We start from the raw sequence: 20,231 nt of genomic DNA on the forward strand, positions 1-20,231 counted from the left end.
ACCGTGTGAGATCGCCATTCGGCGGGAAAACGCGCGAAAAATCCGCATTTTTAGTGTAAAAATTGCGGTGAAATTTCGGTGTTTTTCGGTTTTTATGCGAAAACGCCCGGTTTGAACCGGGCGCTTTGCTGAGCTTCACGCATTTTTTGCGGCGCGTCACACGGGCCGAGGCGCGCTTATGCCGTGCCGCCGACCGTCATGTTCTCGATGCGCAACGTCGGCTGGCCCACGCCCACCGGCACGCTCTGGCCTTCCTTGCCGCACACGCCCACCCCCGAGTCGAGCGACATGTCGTTGCCGATCATGGTCACGTCCTTGAGCGATTCCGGGCCGTTGCCGATCAGCGTGGCGCCCTTGACCGGATAGGTGATCTTGCCGTCCTCGATCATGTAGGCCTCGGACATCGAGAAGACGAACTTCCCGTTGGTGATATCCACCTGGCCGCCGCCGAAGTTCACGGCGTAAAGCCCGCGCTTGACCGACTTGATGATTTCCTCCGGGTCCTTGTCGCCGCCGAGCATGTACGTGTTGGTCATGCGCGGCATCGGCAACGCCGCATACGACTCACGGCGTCCGTTGCCCGTGACGGGCATCTTCATCAAGCGTGCATTCAGGCTGTCCTGCATGTAGCCGCGCAGAATCCCGTCTTCGATCAGGGTGGTGCACTGCGTCGGATTGCCTTCGTCGTCGACGTTGAGCGAACCGCGGCGGTTCGACAGCGTGCCGTCGTCGACTACCGTGACGCCCTTGGCGGCGACACGCTCGCCGAGGCGGCCCGAAAAGGCCGACGATCCCTTGCGGTTGAAGTCGCCCTCGAGCCCGTGGCCGATGGCTTCGTGCAGCAGCACGCCGGGCCAGCCCGGGCCGAGCACGACGGTCATGGCGCCGGCGGGCGCGGGACGGGCATCGAGCTTGACGATCGCGCCGTCGACGGCTTCCTTGACGTACTTCTCGATGAGGTCGTCGGTGAAGTAGCCATAGTCCAGGCGGGCGCCGCCGCCGCTGTTGCCGATTTCGCGGCGGCCGTTCGATTCGACGATCACGGTGACGGACACGCGCACGAGCGGGCGCACATCGGCGGCGATCACGCCGTCGCTGCGCGCCACGAGCACCACGTCGTACTCGCCTGCGAGCCCGGCCATGACCTGCGACACGCGCGGATCGCGGGCGCGGGCAAGCTTCTCGATGCGCTCGAGCAAGGCGACCTTGCCGTTGGCGTCGAGCGAGGCAAGTGGGTCTGACGGCAGATACAGCCCGTGCCCCGACATGTTAGAGAGCTTGTTGCCGACCTTGACGCGACCGCGTCCGGCCGACGCGATGCTGCGAGTGGCGGCGGCCGCGTCCTTGAGCGCGATCTCGGAGATGTCGTCGGAGTAGGCGAACGCGGTGCGGTCGCCCACGATGGCACGCACCCCCACGCCCTGATCGATCGAGAACGACCCCGATTTGACGATGCCTTCCTCGAGGCTCCACGCCTCGCTGCGCGTGTACTGGAAATACAGGTCGGCGTAATCCACGCGGTGCGTGAAGATGTCGCCGAGGGCGCGTTGCAGGTGGCTCTCGTCGAGACCATACGGCGTGAGCAGCAGCTCGCGGGCGGTGGCCAGGTTCTGGATGCCGGTGTCGATGATTTTCATGCGGTGTCAGGCCAAGGAAATGTATTCGGTAGATGGGGGCGGATTCGGCGATGTCAACCGTGCAGGACGCGATGTCGCCACGCCGGCAGGCTTTGGCGCACGCCCGTCAGTCGGTTCGGATCCAGGTCCCCGACGACGACGCCCGCGCCTTCCGCCTCGCGCTGCGCAACGATGTCGCCCCACGGGTCGATCAGCATGGAATGCCCCCAGGTGCGCCGTCCGTTCTCGTGATGACCGCCCTGCGCGGAAGCGAGCACGTAGCACTGGTTTTCGATGGCGCGGGCGCGCAGCAACAGTTCCCAGTGCGCGCGGCCCGTCGTGTACGTGAAGGCGGCCGGTACGACCATGAGCGTACAGTCGCCCATGGCGCGGTACAACTCGGGAAAACGCAGGTCGTAGCACACCGACAGCCCCACGCGGCCAAAGGGCGCTTCAAACGTGCGTACGGCGTCGCCGGGTCGGATGGTACGCGCTTCGTCGTATGCCTCGTCGCCCTTGACGAAGTTGAACAAGTGGATCTTGTCGTAACGCGCGGCCTGCGTCCCGTCCGGCCCGAACACGAGTGTCGTGTTGAGCACCCGGTCGGGTTCCGGCGCCGCCAGCGGCAGGGTGCCGCCAACGAGCCAGACACCGTGCCGGCGGGCCGTCTCGGCGAGGAAGTCCTGAATCGGCCCCTGGCCCGGCGTTTCTCGCAGGGCGAGTTTGTCGGTATCGCGCTGGCCCATGTAGCAGAAATACTCGGGCAACAGCACCAGTTGCGCGCCGGCATCGGCCGCTTGCGCCACCAGGCTGCCGGCGTCCTGCAGGTTGCGTTCGACGTCGGGCGCGCTCACCATCTGCGCGGCCGCCACGCGAACCGGGGCGGCGGAGGACGAAGGGGGGGCGGACTGCGTGTCGGGACTCGTCATGTCGTGGCTGAATTCGTCGCGCGAGGCGCGTGGCGTATGCGGGAAGCGTCTCCGGTGTGCGCTCAGTTGCCGCGCACGCCGGCGGGCGGGACATTGTTTTGCGCCTCCGGCCGGGCTTCCGGGGATGCATCGATCTTACTCTTATTGCCGCTGCCCTGTCCGATGACCGGATTGTCCCAGGAGCCGGTCACGTGGTAGGTGGTGGAGAGCGTGCGCGAGAGTTGGTCGCCGAGCGCCAGTTGGGCGAAGAACGAGCCGATGCCCAGCGCCGGGTTGATGATCGCCCACGCCAGCGACGCCGACGCCGCATTGATCTTCGGCAGCACGAGCACGTTCAGGTCCTGCGTTTCACGGGCCAGATCGGTGTGTCCGTCGATCTTGATGGTGGCCGCGTTGGCGTTGATCGTCAGATCGCTGGTATTGGCGACACCGCCCTGAATCGTGGCGTTCCCGTCGATGCTGTCGAACGGCAGGCCGCTGCCGATCACGCTATTGAAGTCGAACGTGAGGATCTTGGCCAGCGTTTGCAGCGACAGAATGCCGAGCAGCTTGGCGAGCCCCGGGTCGGCTTTCAGGATCTGCCCGCGCCGCAGGTCGACCTTCACGCGCCCGAACAGCGTCGGATAGTCGATGGCGTCGGGGCCGCCGCGCCAGCCGAAGCGGCCCGAGACGACGCCCGAGCCGTCCTTGAGCGTCTTGGGCAGGCCCAGCCGGTCGAGCAGACCGCCCGCGTTCTTCACCTCCAGATTGAAGTCGAGCAGGGTGCGGCGCGGCACGTCGTCGTCGCTGCCCGCGACCGCCGCCCGGCGGCGCGAGGTCCGCCAGTTGCCCTTGATATCGAGCGTGGCGGCGTCGTTGCTCAGCTCCAGCTTGGTCAACTGCCACACGGGCACGCCGTCCTCGACGTCGTTGTGGGCGTTGAGTTGCAGCCGGCCCAGCGGCTTGTCGCGCAGCACGAAATCGTTGGCCACCACGTCGATGGCGGGGAACTCGTCGCTCGGCTCGTCCAGGACCTGTGTGAGCACGTCGCTGCCGTGCTCCTCGCGCGGAATCACGAGCTTGGCGAGCCGCGCGCGGATCTCGCCCGACGGGTTCTTCTGGTCGGGCGCCTTCCATTCCGCGAAGCCGGACACCAGATCGGACGCGAGACTGACCTGCCAGTCGCGGTCGTTGCGCTGTGCGCCGACCACCAACTCCGGCCACAGTCGCGACATCAGGCGCACTTGCTTTGCGTGAAGCGCCAGACGCGTGGGCACATACGGGGTGAGGGCGCCGAATTCGTCGCGCGCCGCCGCGGCCGTGGCCGCAGGGGCCGGCGGCGTACCCTGGGTGCCCGGTGTGACCGAGTCGCTGCCGAGCGACGCGATCACCCCGCGCCAGGCGTCCACGTCGAGCGTGTCGAACTGGGCGGCGGCCTGCACGCCCTCGCGCGGCGCCGGCACCGGCTGGTTGATGCCGATGCCGCCGCGCAATACGTCGACGCGCGCGCCGTTGCGTTGTTGCACGTAGCTCGCCTGGACGCTGCCGATGGAGATGTCGAGCGTATCGATGCGACGCCCGCCCGGATTGGGCTGGGGCCGCAGCGTGAAGCGTGCCGGCAGCGCGGTCTCGGCGCTCTTGCCCAGCGGCGCGGGCAGATTCAATGCGAGTCCCGCGAGCGTGGACTGCACCGCCACGTCGGTCATGCCTTGCCGCACGGTGACCGTCGCCGAATAGGGCGTGCTGCCGGTCATGCGCCTGGCAAGTTGCGCGAGCGACGCGTTCTCGCGGTTCTCGCGCAGCCCCTGCGCGCTCATCGTGCCGTTGATGTTCAGCGCGATCGTGCCGTCGTTGCGACTGCCGCCCGAAGCGCGCACGTCGCCGCCGAGGAATGTGCCGCGCAGATTGTCCAGCGAAATGCCGCGTTCGGTGAACGCGAGTTCGCCGTCCACCGCGCCGAAGGTCGGCAGGCCGCTCAGTAGCGTGACGTCGTTGCGCAGGAAGCGCGCCCGCCCGGTGACCCTGGACCGGTCGGTATGGTCGAGGGGCATCGACACCTGCATGGCGAGCTGCGTGGTGCCGCTCGCGCGTGTCTCGTCGGTGAAGTCGCCGATCCAGTGGCCGACCGGGCTGTTGTTCAGGTACTTCACGAAGTCTGCGGCCGGGCCGCGCGCGTCACCCTTGAGCGTGAGCGTCGAGTCGTCCTGGCCGATATTGTTGATGTCGCCCTGCACCTGCGTGAGTGTCACGCCATAGACCGCGCCGCTGTCGATCGCGATGTGCAGCTTGTCCGCGTCGAAGCGCAGGTTGCCGCGAACCTTCTCGAACGCCGGCCAGACTTCCGTATGGCCTGTGCGCAGCGGCGACGGGTTGAAGGTCACGTCGGCGAGCGGAATGTCGATGCGGAACTTGCCGCCCCCCGTGCCGTACGGGAAATCGTCCAGATCGCCCTGCACCGCGAACGGCGCATTCTGCACCGTGCCCGCAAGCAGGGCGCGTTGCAGATAGTCGCGCACGCTCGCGCCGATGTCCGTGGGCAGATAGCGCGGCACCGACGCCGCGTTCACGCGCGCCACGGTGCCTTTCAGGTCGACGATGCCATTGCCCTTGCCGCCGTTGCGCCAGGTGCCGCTTACGTCGCCGGCCAGTTCGGCGTTTTGCAGGTGCAAAGCGTCGACGCGCACCCGCACGTCCGCGGGCGCGTCGCGCCGGGTCGCCGAATGCGAGACGCGCCAGGCGCTGCGCGCCGTGAGCGTGTCGAGGTCGATGCGAGGCTGATCGAAGCGGCCGGGGAAATCGAGGACGGCGTTGCGGCTGTTGAGCGTCAGACTGCCACGCGACTGGTCGGCGTCCACATGCCCGCTGAGGTTGGCGAAGCCGGGCCGGCCGGCGTTAGGCGAACCGGGTCTGGGCGCGGCCTGACTCGGCTGGCTCTCGATGCCGAGGCCTTCGAAATCGGCGACGACACGGTAGCGATCGCGCTCGGGCGGCAGTTGCTTGATGCCGGGCAGATCGCGCCAGTTGCCTGGACCGTGCGGCTTGGGGGCCTGATAGCTGATGTCGAACTTCGCGAGACGCCCGCGTGGACGGAAACTCGCCAACGTATCGCGCGTTTGCGCATCGACCGGCATCGACGGAATGATCGCCATGGCGGCGCCGATGTCGAGGCGTTGACCCGAGACCGCGACGTGCAGTCCCTGGTCGGCGGTGCCCGGGGCGTAGCTGGCCCGCAGGTCGGGCACGTCCAGCGTCGGGCGGCCGGCGGCTTGCAGTGTCAGATCGCGCGCGCGCAGGTTCCATCCGGCGTCGGGCCTGGGGCCGGCCCGGGTCAGGTCGATGCGCCCCTGCGTGGCGTCGAACGTCAGCGGCGCAAGGTCGTCGGCCAACTGCACCGAGGTGTTCGCTCCGGCGGCGCGCAGTGTCGCACCGGTGATCGCGCCGCTGTCGAAGTCGACCCACGCCCGGGCGGCCAGACGTCCGTGCGGATGCTTGCCCGGCAATTCGACGTAACGCGCGAGTTCCGTCAAGTCGAGCGTGCCGATTTCACCGTACACCTGGCCGCGCCAGCGCCTGACTTCGCCGGGACGCGCGAAGAGCGGATTGGTGAAGCGCGCTCGAATGTCGAGCGGCGCGACGATGCCCGCCGGCGGGTTCGCCTGCATGCCGAAGCGATGCTCGAAGCCGCGATTGCGCAGCATGGCGTTCATGTGCGTGACGACGACTTCCGGCACGTCGCGCGTGGCGTCGCGCCAGCGCACCGTGCCATTGCGGATGACGACCCGTGCCTGGCGCATCAGCCAGTCGCCGGCGCGCGTGTCCGCGGTGTTGCCGTTGCCGGCGACGGGAATGCCCGCGACGAGAATGGCGCCGTCGACGAGACGCTCGATCGTCAGGTCCGGTTCGTACAACGTGAGGTTCGACAGGCGCAGATCGAAGTGGATCAGGCTGGTCCACGAGAGCACGGCGTCGAGCCGGTTCAGGGTGAGGCTCGGCTCGACCGGGGGCGGCGCGCCGGGTGGCGCGAAGGCCACCGGGGGATTATCCGGAGCGGCGGAGGCCGATGCCACTGATGCCGCCGAAGCAGCCGATGCAGTTGATGCCGCTGACGCCGCCGGCTTGACGACGCGCGCGATGCGCGACGCCTTGGGCGGCGGACTCGCGGCGGTGCGCGTGATGCGCACGTCTTGCAGGGTGAGATAAGGGTGCCAGCCACGCCAGACGGCGTCGATACGGCCGATGGTCACCGGCAGGCCGATGGCGCGCGTGGCCGCCGCTTCGATTTGCGGACGGTAATCCGCCACGCGCGGAAGAATCACGTACCGGGTCGCGAGGATGATGGCGCCGAGGCCGAAGTAGGCGACAACGACGAGCGCGAGCAGCCATTCCAGCCCCAGGCGCAAGCCACGCGGCAGTGACGAGAACCAGGACCGGGTCGCAGTGGGCGAGGCGGGCGGCTTACGGTCGGTCATGCTGCGCGTCTACGAGGGAATGTGGTAGTTTCTGTGGCAAAGACTGTAACACAAGCCCAAGGCCGTTCGACGGCCCGGCCGTAGGAGAAACAGACGTGTGATCCGGCGTTTCATCACGCCAGGGTAAGCATGCGAGCGTCTCTTCATTCTCATTGCAGACCGGAACCCCGCCAGTGAGTTCACCCGAATATCCGATCGAAATCACGTCCTACTCGCGTTACGCCGCGCGCATGCTCGCGAGTCGGCCCGCGCTTGCCGAGGCGCTGCCCACCCTGGCCGAGCATCCGGTCGACGCCCGCTGGCTGGCGCATCGCTTCGAGGCGATCACCGGCACGGTGCTCTCGCCACCCGATCAGCCCTCGGGCGTCGCCGGTGCCTCGGGACTCGACGAAGCGGGGTTGGCCCGTGCGCTGCGCGTGTTGCGCGCCGAGGCGATCTGCGCGGTCATGCAGCGCGATCTGGACGGACGCGCGGAACTCGCCGAGGTGACCGAGGCGATGACGGCGCTGGCCGAGTTCGCCGTGCAGGCGGGTATCGCGGTGCTCTCGCGCGAGCTCGAGGCGATCCATGGCGTGCCGCGCAATGCCGAGGGAGAGCGCCAGACGCTCGGCGTGGTGGGCATGGGCAAGCTCGGTGGGCGCGAACTGAACGTATCGTCCGACATCGACCTGATCTTCCTTTACGAGGACGACGGCGAGACGTCCGCGCCGGACGACGCCGATCCGGCCGTCGCCGGCCGCCTGCGCCTGCTGTCGAACCACGAATTCTTTACCAAGCTCGGCCGCAAGCTGATCGGCATGATCTCGGAGCTCACGCCGGATGGCTATGTGTTCCGCGTGGACATGCGTCTGCGTCCGAACGGCGATTCCGGGCCGCTCGTGTGCAGCCTGCCGATGCTCGAGGAGTATTTCTATGTGCAGGGGCGGGAGTGGGAGCGCTATGCCTGGATCAAGGGGCGACTGGTGTCCGAGGTCGCGAGCGAACCGGGACGCCGCGTCGAGCGTCTGCTGTCGTCGCTGGTGCAGCCGTTCGTCTTCCGTCGCTATCTCGATTACGGCGTGATCGGGGCGATTCGCGCGCTGCACGAACAGATTCGGCACGAGGCGGAGCGTCGAGCGCGCGCGAAGCCGGCGCGCATCAACGACATCAAGCTCGGGCGCGGCGGGATTCGCGAAATCGAATTCTCGGCGCAGGTGTTCCAGTTGATTCGTGGCGGACAGGAGCCGGAGCTGCGCGTGCGGCCGACGCTGTCGGTGCTGGGCGTGGCGGCGCGTCGGGGCTGGCTGGCGCAGCACGTGGCCGACGAACTTGCCAACGCCTACGTATTCCTGCGCAAGCTCGAACACCGTATCCAGTATCTGGACGATGCACAGACGCACGTCCTGCCGGCCGCCGGCGAGGACCGCCTGGCGGTGGCCCGCGCCATGGGCTTTCCCGACGAAGCCACGTTCATGACGGTGCTCGACGAGCATCGCGAATTGGTGGCGGCGCAGTTCGACGAGATTTTCGCCGACAAGGACAAGGCCGGCACAGGCGGGCGCAAGGGGGCGTCGTCCGGCGGCGACTGCAGTTGCCCGCCGGAACTCTGGAGCGAGTGCCTGGCCGACGAGGCGCAGACGGGTGACCTCGGCAACCAGCTCACGCAACTCGGCTTTGCCGATGCTCCCGGTGCGCTCGACCGACTGCGCGCGGTGTGGACGTCGTCGCGCTACAAGGCGCTCGGCGAGACCAGCCGGCGGCGCTTCGACCAGCTGGTGCAGCGTGCGGTGCAGGGCGCGGCGGGCACGGGCGAGGCCGACGCCGTGCTCGCCCGCATGCTCGATCTGCTCTCGACCATCAGTCGTCGCAGTTCCTATCTGGCGCTGCTCACGGAGTATCCGCGCGCGCTCGAGCGTGTGGTCAAGGTGCTGGCGGGGTCGCGATGGGCGGCGGGGTATCTGATCAGCCACCCGCAATTGCTCGATGAGTTGCTCGACGACGAGGCGCTCGCCGCGCCGTTCGACTGGCCGTCGTTCAAGACGCAACTGTTGCTGAGCCTGAACGCCTCGGGCGCCGCGGGCAATGTCGAAGTGCAGATGGACATTCTGCGGCGCGCGCACCACGCCGAGGTTTTCCGAATTCTGTTGCTGGATCTGCAGGGCACGCTGTCGGTGGAGGCCATCGGCGACCGGCTCTCGGAGCTGGCCGACATCATCGTCGACGTGACCATCGCCACCGTCTGGCCGCACGTGGCCACGCGCCATCGCGAAGTGCCTCGCTTCTCGGTGATCGCGTACGGCAAGCTCGGCGGCAAGGAACTGGGCTATGCGTCCGACCTGGACCTGATCTTCCTTTATGACGATGACGACGAGCGCGCGCCCGACGCTTACGCGGCGCTCGCCCGTCGCTTTGTCACCTGGCTCACCACGCACACCGGCGCCGGCATGCTGTTCGACGTGGATTTGCGTTTGCGCCCGAATGGCCTGTCGGGCCTGTTGGTGACGAGTCTCGAGAGTTTCCGGCAGTACCAGTTCCGCGAAGGCAACGCGAATACGGCGTGGGTGTGGGAGCATCAGGCGCTCACCCGCGCGCGTTTCTGCGCGGGCGACGAGGACATCGGCGCCGCGTTCGAGCGCATCCGCGCGCAGGTGCTCGCCACGCCGCGCGAAGCGCTACCGCTCGCGCAGGAAATCGTGGCCATGCGCCGCAAGGTGACGGAAGGGCACCCGAACCCGACACAACTCTTCGATCTGAAGCACGATCGTGGCGGTATGGTCGACATCGAGTTCACCGTGCAGTACCTGGTGCTGCTGCACTCGGGGGCGCATCCGGCGCTGTTGCGCAATGCCGGCAACATCGCGCTGCTGCGCGAATCGGCGCAACTCGGATTGATCGATGCGGACCTCGCGGACGGCGCGGCCGCCGCTTATCGGACGTATCGCAAGCGTCAGCACAAGCTGCGGCTCGATGGCGTGGAAGCGGCGCGCGTACCGGCCGAGCAGGTTGCGACCGAACGCGAAGCCGTGATCGCGCTTTGGGATTCGGTGTTTTCGGCCGTTGCCCCGGCCTGACGAATGGGAGAGCCCGCCGGTTCGAGGTGACGCCTGACGCCGGCGGGGCGACTCGGGGGCGCGCAAGGCGGCGCTAAAGCGCCAACATTTCCCGCGCATGCTTGCGCGTCGTGGCCGTGATCTCGACGCCGCCCAGCATGCGCGCGATTTCCTCGACGCGCTCGGTCCGTCCGAGCGGTTCGATCTCGCTCATGGTCGTGTCGCCGTCACTGCGCTTTTTCACCCGCAGATGTTGATGGCCTAGCGCGGCGACTTGCGGCAAGTGGGTGACGCACAGCACCTGGCGCCCCTGGCCCAGCTCGCGCAGCAGGCGGCCGACCACTTCGGCCACCGCGCCGCCAATGCCGGAATCCACCTCGTCGAAAATCAACGTTGGCGTGAGGCTCGCACTGCTGGCGATCACCTGCAACGCGAGACTGATGCGTGCCAGTTCGCCGCCCGACGCCACTTTCGCCAGCGGCCGGGTGGGCACACCCGGGTGGCCTGCCACCAGGAATTCCACTGTCTCCATGCCAAACGACTGCGGCTCTGTCGTGGGGCTGAGCGCGACTTCGAAGCGTCCGCCCGGCATCGACAGATCCTGCATCGCGCGCGTCACTTCCCGCGCGAGCGACGCCGCCGCCCTGGCGCGTTCCCGGGACAACGTCTTTGCCAGCTTCAGATAGGTCGCCTGCGCGGCGTCGGCGGCGGCCTGCATCGCGGCCATGTCCTGCGACGCGGTCAGTTCGGCGAGCTGCGCCCGGCGCCCGGCGTGTTCGGCGGGCAATTGTTCCGGCGTAACGCGGAATTTGCGCGCGGCCGAATGCAAGGCGTCCAGACGTTGTTCGACCACCGCGAGCCGTTCCGGATCGAGATCGATGCGCTGCGCGTAGTGCGTGAGCGAATGCACCGCCTCGCGAAGCTGGATCTCGGCGGGCTCGAGCGCGGCGAGCGTGTCGGCGAGTCCGGCGTCGATCTCGGCCAGTTCGCGGATCTGATGCACCACGTGGCCCAGCGACGGGACGATGGCGCCGTCGGCTTCGGCAAGCGCGTCGAGTGCGCCCTGCACGCCGTTGATGAGGCTTGCGGCGTGCGACAGACGCCGATGTTCGGCGCTCACCTCGTCCCACTCGCCTTCCTGCGGATTGAGCTTGTCCAGTTCGGACGTTTGCCATTCGAGGCGCTCGCGTTCGAGTTGCAACTCGCGGTCGCGTCCGTGGGCTTCCTCGCAACGCTTGACGAGACGGCGCCACTCCTTGTGCGCGGCGGCGGTGTCGGCGGCCAGCGCGGTGGCGCCGGCGTGCGAGTCGAGCAGCCGACGCTGGGCGTCGGGGCGCAGCAGTTGCTGGTGCGCATGCTGGCCATGGATGTCGACGAGCATTTCGCCGAGCTCGCGGAGCTGCGCGAGCGTGGCGGGCGTGCCGTTGATGAAGGCGCGCGAGCGGCCGCCGGAATCGAGCACACGGCGCAGCAGCACGCCGCCATGCTCTTCGAGCGTGAGCGCCTGCGCCTGCAGCCAGGCTTCGAGATCCGGGCGCGCTTCGGCATCGGCGGCAAACTCCGCGGTGATGTCGGCGCGCGTTTGCCCGGTGCGCACCATGCTGGCGTCGCCGCGCTCGCCCATGGCCAGGGCCAGCGCGTCGATCAGGATCGATTTGCCCGCGCCGGTCTCCCCCGAGAACACGGTGAAACCGGCGGAGAATTCCAGGTCGAGACGATCGACGATTACGAAATCGCGAATCGAGAGACTGCGTAGCATGGGATATCGATGAGGCGTGGAGTCAGTTCTGCGGCGTATCTTCGTCGGAGATATGCTCGTTCCAGTGCAGCTTGCGGCGCAGCGTGGCGTAATAGTTGTAGCCGACCGGATGCAGGAACGTCACCTGATGCTCGGAGCGACCCACCAGAATCTGGTCGCCCTGCCGCAGTTCGGCAAACGACTGCATGTCGAAGTTGGCGCCGACCTCGCGTCCGCCGGTGATCGTGATGACGATGTCGCTCGAGTCCGGCAGCACGATGGGGCGATTCGACAAGGCGTGCGGTGCGATCGGCACGAGCACCACGCCGCCCAGACGCGGATGCAGGATCGGCCCGCTCGCCGAGAGTGCATAGGCCGTCGAGCCGGTCGGGGTGGCCACGATCAGGCCGTCCGAGCGCTGCTTGTACATGAAGCGGCCGTCCACGTCCACGCGCAGTTCGACCATGCCGGAGATGCCGGAGCGATTGACGACCACGTCGTTGAATGCCAGCGTTTCGTAAAGCGTCTTGCCTTCGCGCTCGATGCGCGCGGCCAGCAGTGTGCGCTGCTCTGCTTCGAAGTGACCTTCCAGCATGGCCGGCACGACCTGGCGCATCTCGTCGAGCGGAATATCGGTGATGAAACCGACGCGCCCGTGGTTCACGCCGATGAGCGGTACCTTTGACGCCGCGAGCTGACGGCCGATGCCGAGCATCGTCCCGTCGCCGCCAACGACCACCGCCACGTCGGCCTGCGTGGCGATTTCCTGGATGTCGAGGGTTCCATAAGGATCGGCGGCCGCACCGATGGTGTGCGCCGTGTCGCGCTCGAATACGACGTGGTGCCCGCGCTGGGCGATGCATGCCGCGAGCGTGAGCAGGGGTTCGGCAACGCCGTCGGCATGATATTTCCCGACGAGCGCCACGGTCTTGAAGGGGCTCCCAGTTTTCATGCCGCCATTACACCATAAGTCGATGACAGCAACCATCGGCACGCAAGGCCTGCGGCGGTTTCCGCCTCGGGGTTTGCCGCACGCCGCGTATGCATATTTCGCGTTACAATTTTTGCCATGCTAGATCAACGTGCGCAAACGCTTCTCAAAACCCTGATCGAACGGTACATCGCGGATGGCCAGCCGGTCGGCTCGCGCACGCTTTCCCGATACTCGGGGCTCGACCTCTCCCCGGCGACGATCCGCAACGTCATGGCCGATCTGGAAGCCCTGGGCTTCGTGGCCAGTCCGCATACGTCGGCCGGGCGGGTGCCCACGCCCCGTGCCTATCGCCTGTTCGTCGACACGATCCTCTCGGTGCGTCCGCTCGAGGATGCCGTGAACCAGCTCGCGTCGCAGGTGCAGAACCGTCTGCAACCGGCCGGGCCGCAACAGCTGGTCGCCTCCGCCGCCGAGGTGCTCTCGAATCTGTCGCAGTTCGCCGGGGTGGTCCTGACACCGCGGCGTACCCAGACGTTCCGGCAGATCGAATTCCTGCGGTTGTCCGAAAAGCGCGTGCTGCTCATCATCGTCACGCCCGATGGCGACGTGCAGAACCGCATCATCCTGACCGAAAAGGATTATTCCCCGGCGCAACTGGTCGAGGCGGCGAACTACCTGAACGCCAATTTCGGCGGTCACAGTTTCGATGAGGTGCGCGCCTGCTTGCGCGGCGAACTCGACGCCTTGCGTTCCGACATGAGCGCGCTGATGCAGGCGGCGGTGCAGGCGGGCAGCGACGCCATGGCCGACACCAGTCGAGAGAGCGTGCTGATTTCTGGCGAGCGCAATCTGCTGGGTGTGGAGGACCTGTCGTCGAACATGGAGCGGCTTCGCAAGCTCTTCGACGTATTCGAGTCCAAGACCGGTCTGCTGCAGTTGCTCGACGTGTCGAGCCGCGCCTCGGGGGTGCAGATCTTCATCGGCGGCGAGTCGCATCTGGTGCCGCTCGAGGAGATGTCAGTCGTTACGGCGCCTTACGAGGTCGATGGCGAGGTCGTCGGCACGCTGGGCGTGATCGGGCCGACGCGCATGGCGTACGAGCGCGTGATTCCGATCGTCGACATCACCGCCAAGCTCCTGTCCAACGCGCTCAGCCAGCATTGACGTGCCCGCGGCGCGTCGCCTGGGTCGCCTGGCCCAGGCGCATGCGCGCCATCCGTCGGTCGACGCCCTGGCGCGGCCGCCCGCTGCCCGTTGCCCGCCACCCGATAGGGCGCGGTCCGGCCGAGCGGGGCTTCCGGTTACACGCCCGTAGCATTCCTTTACACGCTGTCACACACGACGGGCTTACGCTCGAAGTGTCACTTGCGGCGAAGTCCCCGGAATGGCGGGTGTCAGGTTCGCCGAAGGATTCGGACAGAAGAACGAAGGCGGCACGCCGGCACCATTGGTCGGCGCGTTGCCCGAAGGGCCTCGGAGTCTTTATGAACCCCCTGATTTCCTGGCGGACCGCGGTCCGCCATCTCGGCGTCGTCGGCGTTGGGCTGGCGCTCGGGGCGCTTGGCGTAGCGGGCATGCCCGCCTTCGCGCAGGCACAAAGCGCGGACCCCCCCGGGCGCGTGGCGCGTCTGAGCCAATTCGACGGCACCGTGACCTTCTCGCCAAGCGGCACGGGAGACTGGCGCTACGCCGAGCGCAACCGTCCGCTCACCACGGGCGACGCCGTCTGGGTCGACCGCAACAGCCGCGCGGAAATGCGCGTGGGCGGCGCGGCGGTGCGCCTGGGGGCCTCGACGAGCGTCGCGCTCTCGGCGGTCACCGACCAGAATGTGCAACTGAACGTAACGCAGGGCACGATCGGGCTGCGACTTCGCGGCTATGACCCGAACCAGCCCTACGAAATCGACACGCCGAACCTCGCTTTCGTCCCCCAGCAGGCCGGCGAGTACCGCCTCGACGTCGATCCCGGCGGCGTGACGACCGTGAGCGTGTCGCGTGGTGCGGCCACGGTGTACGGGCAGGGCGCGTCGGTGCCGTTGCGGCAGGGCCAGCGGGTGGCGTTCGTGGGGCAGAATCTGACGCAGCAGCCGACCGGGCCGTCGAGCGCGGATGCGTTCGATCAGTGGGTGCGACAGCTCGACGCCCGGGAAGATGCCTCCGTGTCCGCCCGCTACGTGTCGCGCGACATGACCGGCTACGAGAGTCTCGACGATTACGGCACCTGGCAGGAAACGCCGGACTACGGCGCGGTATGGGTGCCCTCGGACGTGCCGACGGGCTGGGCGCCTTACCGCACGGGGCACTGGACCTGGGTCGATCCGTGGGGATGGACCTGGGTCGACGATGCACCCTGGGGCTTCGCGCCGTATCACTACGGCCGGTGGGCGTACGTCGATGCCCGCTGGTGCTGGGTGCCGGGACCGGTCGCCGTGCGTCCCGTGTACGCGCCGGCGCTCGTTGGCTGGGTCAACGGCGGCAGCGGCAGCAGCGGCGGGAACGCCTGGGGTGTCGCGTTCGCCGCGGGCGGCGTGGGACTTGCGTGGTTCGCACTGGGGCCGCACGACGTCTACCGACCGGCGTATCACGCCAGTTCCGCGTACATCACGAACATCAATCGCACGACGGTGATACGCACCACCAACATCACGAACATCAACAACATCTACGTGAACCGCAACGTGCGCGGCGCGATCTCGACGATGCCCGCGCCGGCCTTCGTGCAGGGACGTCCGGTCGGCGCCCCCGCCGCCCTGGCGATGCCGCCGCGCAACGCGCCGGGCCAGGCGGCGGGATGGCACGTGGGGAATACGCCCGGCGTCGCGCCGGTTCAGCGGAGTGTGTTCGGTAACAGCCGTCCTGCAGCGGGCGCGCCGCCTGCCGGCGTGTTCAATCGCGCGGTGCTGGCCACGCGCGCGCCGGTGGCGCGCACGATGCCGTCGCGAGAACTCACGAGCCAACTGCATCCCGTGCCGAACGCCGGCGGCGCGCCATTGCATTTCGGCCCGGATACGCCGCAGGCGCAGCGGGGCGCGACGACTTCACCGAGTGCACCGGGACGCGTACAGCCTCGTGTGACGGTGGTCGGCACGCACGGGCCTGTCGGGGCACCGATCGGTGTGAATGGGCCAACGCCCGCACAGCCGGCGCTCGGTGCGACCGGTTCGGCGCCTGCGCAGGGGGCTCACCCGTCCACCAGCGCCCTGCCGCCTCGATATGGCGCTCCGGGCGTTCCCGGTCGAACGGGCGTGCCGGGGCAGCCGGCTGGCCCGAGAGCACCGGGAGCACCGGGAACGCCTGGAGCCCCGGGCGAGCCAGGCGTTCCCGCTCATGGCGTATATGGCGGGTCTCCGTATCGCCCGGGACAGCCGGCGCCGTCCGGCGTGCCGCATCCGCCCGGAGCGATCGGTGAGACGGGCGTGGCAGGACAGCCGGCGGGCCGGGGCGAGGCGCCGCAGGCGGTGCCGCAGCCCGGGCACGACGCCGCGCAGCGGGAGATGCAGATGCGTCGTTCGATGCCGCAGGGCTCGCCTGACCTGCATCGGACGCCCGGTGCGCTGAATGCACCTGGCGCGCCCGAGATGTCACAGCGTGCGCGCCCCGAAGCCGCCGAGCCGACGCGGCAGCCCCAGCAGTGGCAGTCGCACGGCCAGCCGCAGCCCCAACCCCAACCCCAGATGTCGCCGCAGCCGCGTGTGCAGGCGCCGATGGAGCGCGGGCAACCGCGTCCTGAGCCGCAGATCGCACCGCGACCCGAGCCGCAGCGGCAGGCGCATGCGCAGGAACGGCCGCAGGCGCCGCGTTCCCAACCTCAACCGCAACCCCAGCCGCAAGCCGCGCCTCATCCGCAGCCGCAGGAGCGTGCACATCCGCAGCCTGCGCCGCGCGAAGGACGCCCGGAGGGCGCACGTGCGCCGTCGCATGAGAGCGAGCACGCCGCGTCGGCGCATCGGTCGCCGCGCGAAGGCGAGCACTCGCACGGCTGAGTGCCGGAATGACGTCGCCCTGCGTCGATTTCCCCGACGCGGGGCGGGCGCGCAAAGCGCTGCCGGATTTGTCCTGGGTTTGCGGTAAAGTACGCTTCATGCGCTTCGATCCAGAACCCATTTCGCACGGTCCGTCCGGAAAGACGGCCGTCCTGCTGATCAACCTCGGCACCCCCGATGAGCCACGGCCGGCGGCCGTGCGCCGTTATTTGCGCGAGTTCCTGTCGGATCCGCGTGTCGTGGAGATTCCTTCCTTCGTCTGGCAACCGTTGCTGCGGCTGGTGATCCTGCCGTTGCGCTCGCGCCAGTCGGCGCAGAAGTACGCGACCGTGTGGACACGCGAAGGCTCGCCACTCAAGGTCAACACCGAGCAGCAGACCAATGCCTTGCGCGGCCTGCTGCATGCCAACGATTACGACGTCGTCGTCGATTACGCGATGCGCTATGGCAATCCGTCGATCGCGGATCGCATTCGCGCGCTGCGGCAAAACGGCGTCGAGCGGATTCTGCTGCTGCCGTTGTATCCACAGTATTCGAGCAGTACGACCGCGACCGCCACCGACGCCGTGTTTCGTGTGCTCGGGCGGCTGCGAAATCAGCCCGACGTGCGGACTGTGCGTGACTATCACGACCATCCCGCATACATCGAGGCCCTGCGCCAGCAGGTCGAAGGTTACTGGCAGCAGCACGGCCGGCCCGACTTCGCGGCGGGCGAGCGACTGCTGCTGAGCTTCCACGGCGTGCCACGCCGCACGCTCGACCTGGGGGATCCGTACCACGACCAATGCGTGAAAACGGCACGCCTGCTGGCTGCCGCGCTCGGCCTCGACGAGACCACCTGCCGCCTCACGTTCCAGTCCCGTTTCGGCAAGGCCGAATGGCTTCAGCCCTACACGGCGCCCACCCTGGAGGAACTCGGCCGGGGCGGCACGCCGCGTGTGGATGTCTTCTGCCCGGGCTTCACTTCGGACTGTCTGGAAACGCTGGAAGAAATCAATATGGAAGGCCGTCACGCCTATCTTTCGGCCGGCGGCAAGGCGTTCCATTTCATTCCGTGCCTGAACGGTGCGAGCGCCTGGATCACGGCGCTCGGCGAGATCGCTGCGCGCCACTTGCAGGGGTGGCCGGTGCTCACGCCGGAAGGCGTGGCCGATGCGGCCGCCGCGGCGGCCGCATCGACACGTCAGCGACAGGTTGCCGCGGTTGCCGCATTTGACTCGGCCAATGCCGCGGCGGCTGCCGCTGCCGCGCAGGCGGTGGAGCCGACGGCGCCGGGAGCTCGCACGTGACGATCAAGGTCGACGATTCGCCGCATGCCGCAACGCGCATCGATAAATGGCTGTGGGCCGCCCGTTTCTTCAAGACGCGCTCGCTCGCCACGCAGGCAGTCGACCGCGGGCGCGTGCTGTGCAACGAAGCGCGCGTCAAACCGGCGCGTGACGTGCGCCCGGGCGATGTCGTGACAGTGGACAACGGCAGCACGAAGTGGGAAGTGCGGGTCAAGGCCATCGCAGAGGTTCGCGGCTCGGCGCCGGTCGCACAGTCGCTCTACGAGGAAACGGAAGCCAGTATTCGCGCTCGAGCTGATGAGAGTGAGCGCCGACGCCTGTTTCAGGAGCCGGCCGCGCAGATGCACGGCCGGCCAACCAAGCGCGATCGTCGCCGGCTGGGCGGTATCGGCGAATAGCGTAGCGTCGCGATCCGGCGGATCCGCCGCGCAGTGCGACGTTGCGTGCCATCGCGGGCGCGACGGTTCGAATTTTCCGAGGCACGAATGGACGCCGCCGTCGGCGCGGGGCCGGACGGCGGGCGGAAGATCGGAAGTCAGCAGTCCCGGAAGGGGAACAAGAGGAACAGGGGAAACGTAGCTCGTGAGCGTGGCGACGTGTCGCGCGCCCCGGGGGCGATCAGCGCGAGGGGATTCCGGAGTTGGACGAGCGATGGACCGGCATGCCCGGCATCTCGACATAGTGATGCAGCACGGCCCGCACGCTTCCGTATTCGGTGTCGCGCCGGGTGACCGCGCCGGACAGGCAGATCGTAATCGTTACCGTCGTCACCAACGCAAGGATGAAGACAACAGCCAGTGGCAGCTTCATGATGCGCTCCTTACACCTGTAAACATCGGTTCGGACGTGAACGTCGTCCGTCCGACGGCCGGGTCCGGTGCGGCACTTCGCATCACCAGACCGTAATTCATGTTAGGTCGCAGCAACGGCCGATACAATAGAGGACTCGTAACGCGTGTAACCGGATATTTACCGGCACGCGGCAAGCACCGGTATGGCGCACGGAATGCCCGCCAGCTCTTGAAATCGGTGTGAACGCCCCTACTATCCAAAGGGATTTGAACCGGTGGCGCATCGTCTTGGTGCGCTGCGAAAACCTTTTGACGACTCAAGCTCATGACTGAACAGCAAAACACCCCCGACCAGCCGATTCCGTCCCAGGCCGAAGCGGCCCCGAACGACGCTGAGCTCGCGAACGACGCGCTGCCCTCGGTCGAGGCGCAGCTGCTGGCCGCACAGGCCGAAGCGGCCAGTCTTCGCGACGAAGCGCTGCGTGCCCGGGCCGAAATGGAAAACGTGCGCCGCCGCGCCGAAGAGGAAGTGACCAAGGCGCGCAAGTTCGCCGTGGAAAGCTTCGCGGAGAACCTGTTGCCGGTGATCGACAGTCTGGAAGCCGCCGCCGCCGACAAGAGCGGCGATGTGGCCAAGCTGCAGGAGGGCGTGGCCCTGACCCTGCGCCAGCTCGTCTCGGCCCTGGAGCGCAGCAAGGTTTCCGTCATCGACCCGGCCGGCGCAAAATTCGATCCGCATCAACATCAGGCCATTTCGATGGTGCCGGCGGAGCAGGAACCGAATACCGTGGTATCGGTGCTGCAAAAAGGGTATCTGATCGCCGATCGCGTGTTGCGCCCGGCATTGGTGACGGTCGCCGCAGGCAAATAAGGCCGCCGGTGCCAACCGGCCGGATCCGTCGGCGCGACGCCCGGCTCTGCCATGCCATCATGGCAAGCTTCGGGTTCCACGGGCGGCGCCGCGGCCCTGCGGGGCGATGAGGACGAGGACTTGGGACATGGCAGGCGATCATCCGGGCATGAAGCGCGTGGACGGTGCGGCGTTCGAGGCATTTTCGATGCGCGAACTCACGGCCGCCAGCTTCGATGACGGGCTGCGCGAGGCGGGCGATGCGCTCGCGGTGGTGTTTTTCTGGGGCGTCGACTGTTTCAACTGCGAAGTCGCCAAGAAAACCATGCTCGCGCAGCGCGATGCCATCGAGGCGCTCGGATTGCGCTGGTTTCACGCCAACGTGTATGCGGACATGGCGCTGGCCAAGCGCTTTGCGCTGCACGGGGTTCCGACGTTTTTCTTCTTCCATCGAGGGAAGAAACTGGGCCGGGCGACCGGTTGGCACGGTCTGCCCCAGTTCCGGCTGGCGGTCGCCGCCGCCCGCGAGAAGATCGCGGCGGCCGGGGGCAAAACCGGATCGCAAGAAGGGTCTTGAAATGTACCGGGCTGCACCCATATGACGTGCAGATCAACGAATTGAAC

General features: G+C 67.6%; 13 protein-coding genes. 7 read left to right on the forward strand and 6 right to left on the reverse strand.

What is annotated here, in order from left to right:
• Positions 1-176 precede the first annotated feature (176 nt).
• The 3 genes from tldD to PMO31116_RS15395 all read right to left on the reverse strand — a co-directional run bounded on the left by tldD (position 177) and on the right by PMO31116_RS15395 (position 6,993).
• Positions 177-1,637, reverse strand: a complete 1,461-nt coding sequence (gene tldD, locus PMO31116_RS15385; RefSeq protein WP_150567496.1) for a metalloprotease TldD — start codon at positions 1,635-1,637, stop codon at positions 177-179.
• A 53-nt stretch (positions 1,638-1,690) separates the two neighbouring features.
• Positions 1,691-2,545 carry a carbon-nitrogen hydrolase family protein gene (locus tag PMO31116_RS15390; protein ID WP_150567497.1) on the reverse strand — a complete coding sequence of 285 codons (855 nt, stop codon included), beginning with the start codon at positions 2,543-2,545 and terminating at the stop codon, positions 1,691-1,693.
• Positions 2,546-2,607: 62 nt separating this feature from the next.
• Positions 2,608-6,993 (reverse strand): YhdP family phospholipid transporter, encoded by a 4,386-nt coding sequence (locus PMO31116_RS15395; protein WP_150567498.1) that lies wholly within the window; start codon positions 6,991-6,993, stop codon positions 2,608-2,610.
• A gap of 230 nt (positions 6,994-7,223) precedes the next feature.
• On the opposite strand from PMO31116_RS15395, the gene glnE reads away from it, so the two are divergent.
• The gene (glnE, locus tag PMO31116_RS15400) at positions 7,224-10,043 is read left to right on the forward strand and encodes a bifunctional [glutamate--ammonia ligase]-adenylyl-L-tyrosine phosphorylase/[glutamate--ammonia-ligase] adenylyltransferase (RefSeq protein WP_246185332.1); all 2,820 of its coding nucleotides are present in this window, start codon (positions 7,224-7,226) and stop codon (positions 10,041-10,043) included.
• 73 nt (positions 10,044-10,116) lie between these two features.
• Here the strand turns inward: glnE and recN are convergent, their stop codons facing one another.
• Positions 10,117-11,781, reverse strand: coding sequence for a DNA repair protein RecN (gene recN, locus PMO31116_RS15405; protein WP_150567500.1), 1,665 nt, complete (start codon positions 11,779-11,781; stop codon positions 10,117-10,119).
• 22 nt (positions 11,782-11,803) lie between these two features.
• The gene (locus PMO31116_RS15410; protein ID WP_150567501.1) at positions 11,804-12,712 is read right to left on the reverse strand and encodes an NAD kinase; all 909 of its coding nucleotides are present in this window, start codon (positions 12,710-12,712) and stop codon (positions 11,804-11,806) included.
• Between the two features lie 117 nt (positions 12,713-12,829).
• Between PMO31116_RS15410 and hrcA the strand changes: the two genes are divergently transcribed.
• The 4 genes from hrcA (at position 12,830) to PMO31116_RS15430 (ending at position 18,364) form a co-directional block, all read left to right on the forward strand.
• On the forward strand, positions 12,830-13,858 hold the full coding sequence (gene hrcA / locus PMO31116_RS15415; protein ID WP_150567502.1) for a heat-inducible transcriptional repressor HrcA: 1,029 nt from the start codon (positions 12,830-12,832) through the stop codon (positions 13,856-13,858).
• 320 nt (positions 13,859-14,178) lie between these two features.
• The gene (locus tag PMO31116_RS15420; RefSeq protein WP_150567503.1) at positions 14,179-16,677 is read left to right on the forward strand and encodes a DUF6600 domain-containing protein; all 2,499 of its coding nucleotides are present in this window, start codon (positions 14,179-14,181) and stop codon (positions 16,675-16,677) included.
• A 98-nt stretch (positions 16,678-16,775) separates the two neighbouring features.
• Positions 16,776-17,966: a ferrochelatase gene (gene hemH / locus PMO31116_RS15425; RefSeq protein ID WP_150567504.1), complete on the forward strand. Its 1,191-nt coding sequence runs from the start codon at positions 16,776-16,778 to the stop codon at positions 17,964-17,966.
• 2 nt (positions 17,967-17,968) lie between these two features.
• Entirely contained in the window at positions 17,969-18,364 is a 396-nt protein-coding gene (locus PMO31116_RS15430; RefSeq protein WP_023872150.1) for an RNA-binding S4 domain-containing protein, read from the forward strand.
• 220 nt (positions 18,365-18,584) lie between these two features.
• Here the strand turns inward: PMO31116_RS15430 and PMO31116_RS15435 are convergent, their stop codons facing one another.
• Positions 18,585-18,776 carry a hypothetical protein gene (locus PMO31116_RS15435; RefSeq protein ID WP_425494797.1) on the reverse strand — a complete coding sequence of 64 codons (192 nt, stop codon included), beginning with the start codon at positions 18,774-18,776 and terminating at the stop codon, positions 18,585-18,587.
• Between the two features lie 306 nt (positions 18,777-19,082).
• Here PMO31116_RS15435 and grpE point away from each other — a divergent pair, with 306 nt between their 5' ends.
• Both grpE and PMO31116_RS15445 read left to right on the forward strand, forming a co-directional pair.
• Positions 19,083-19,628: a nucleotide exchange factor GrpE gene (gene grpE / locus PMO31116_RS15440; protein ID WP_150567506.1), complete on the forward strand. Its 546-nt coding sequence runs from the start codon at positions 19,083-19,085 to the stop codon at positions 19,626-19,628.
• Between the two features lie 148 nt (positions 19,629-19,776).
• Positions 19,777-20,184 (forward strand): thioredoxin family protein, encoded by a 408-nt coding sequence (locus tag PMO31116_RS15445; protein ID WP_150567664.1) that lies wholly within the window; start codon positions 19,777-19,779, stop codon positions 20,182-20,184.
• Positions 20,185-20,231: the final 47 nt, after the last annotated feature.

This window comes from Pandoraea morbifera (assembly GCF_902459575.1).
GTDB lineage: Bacteria > Pseudomonadota > Gammaproteobacteria > Burkholderiales > Burkholderiaceae > Pandoraea > Pandoraea morbifera.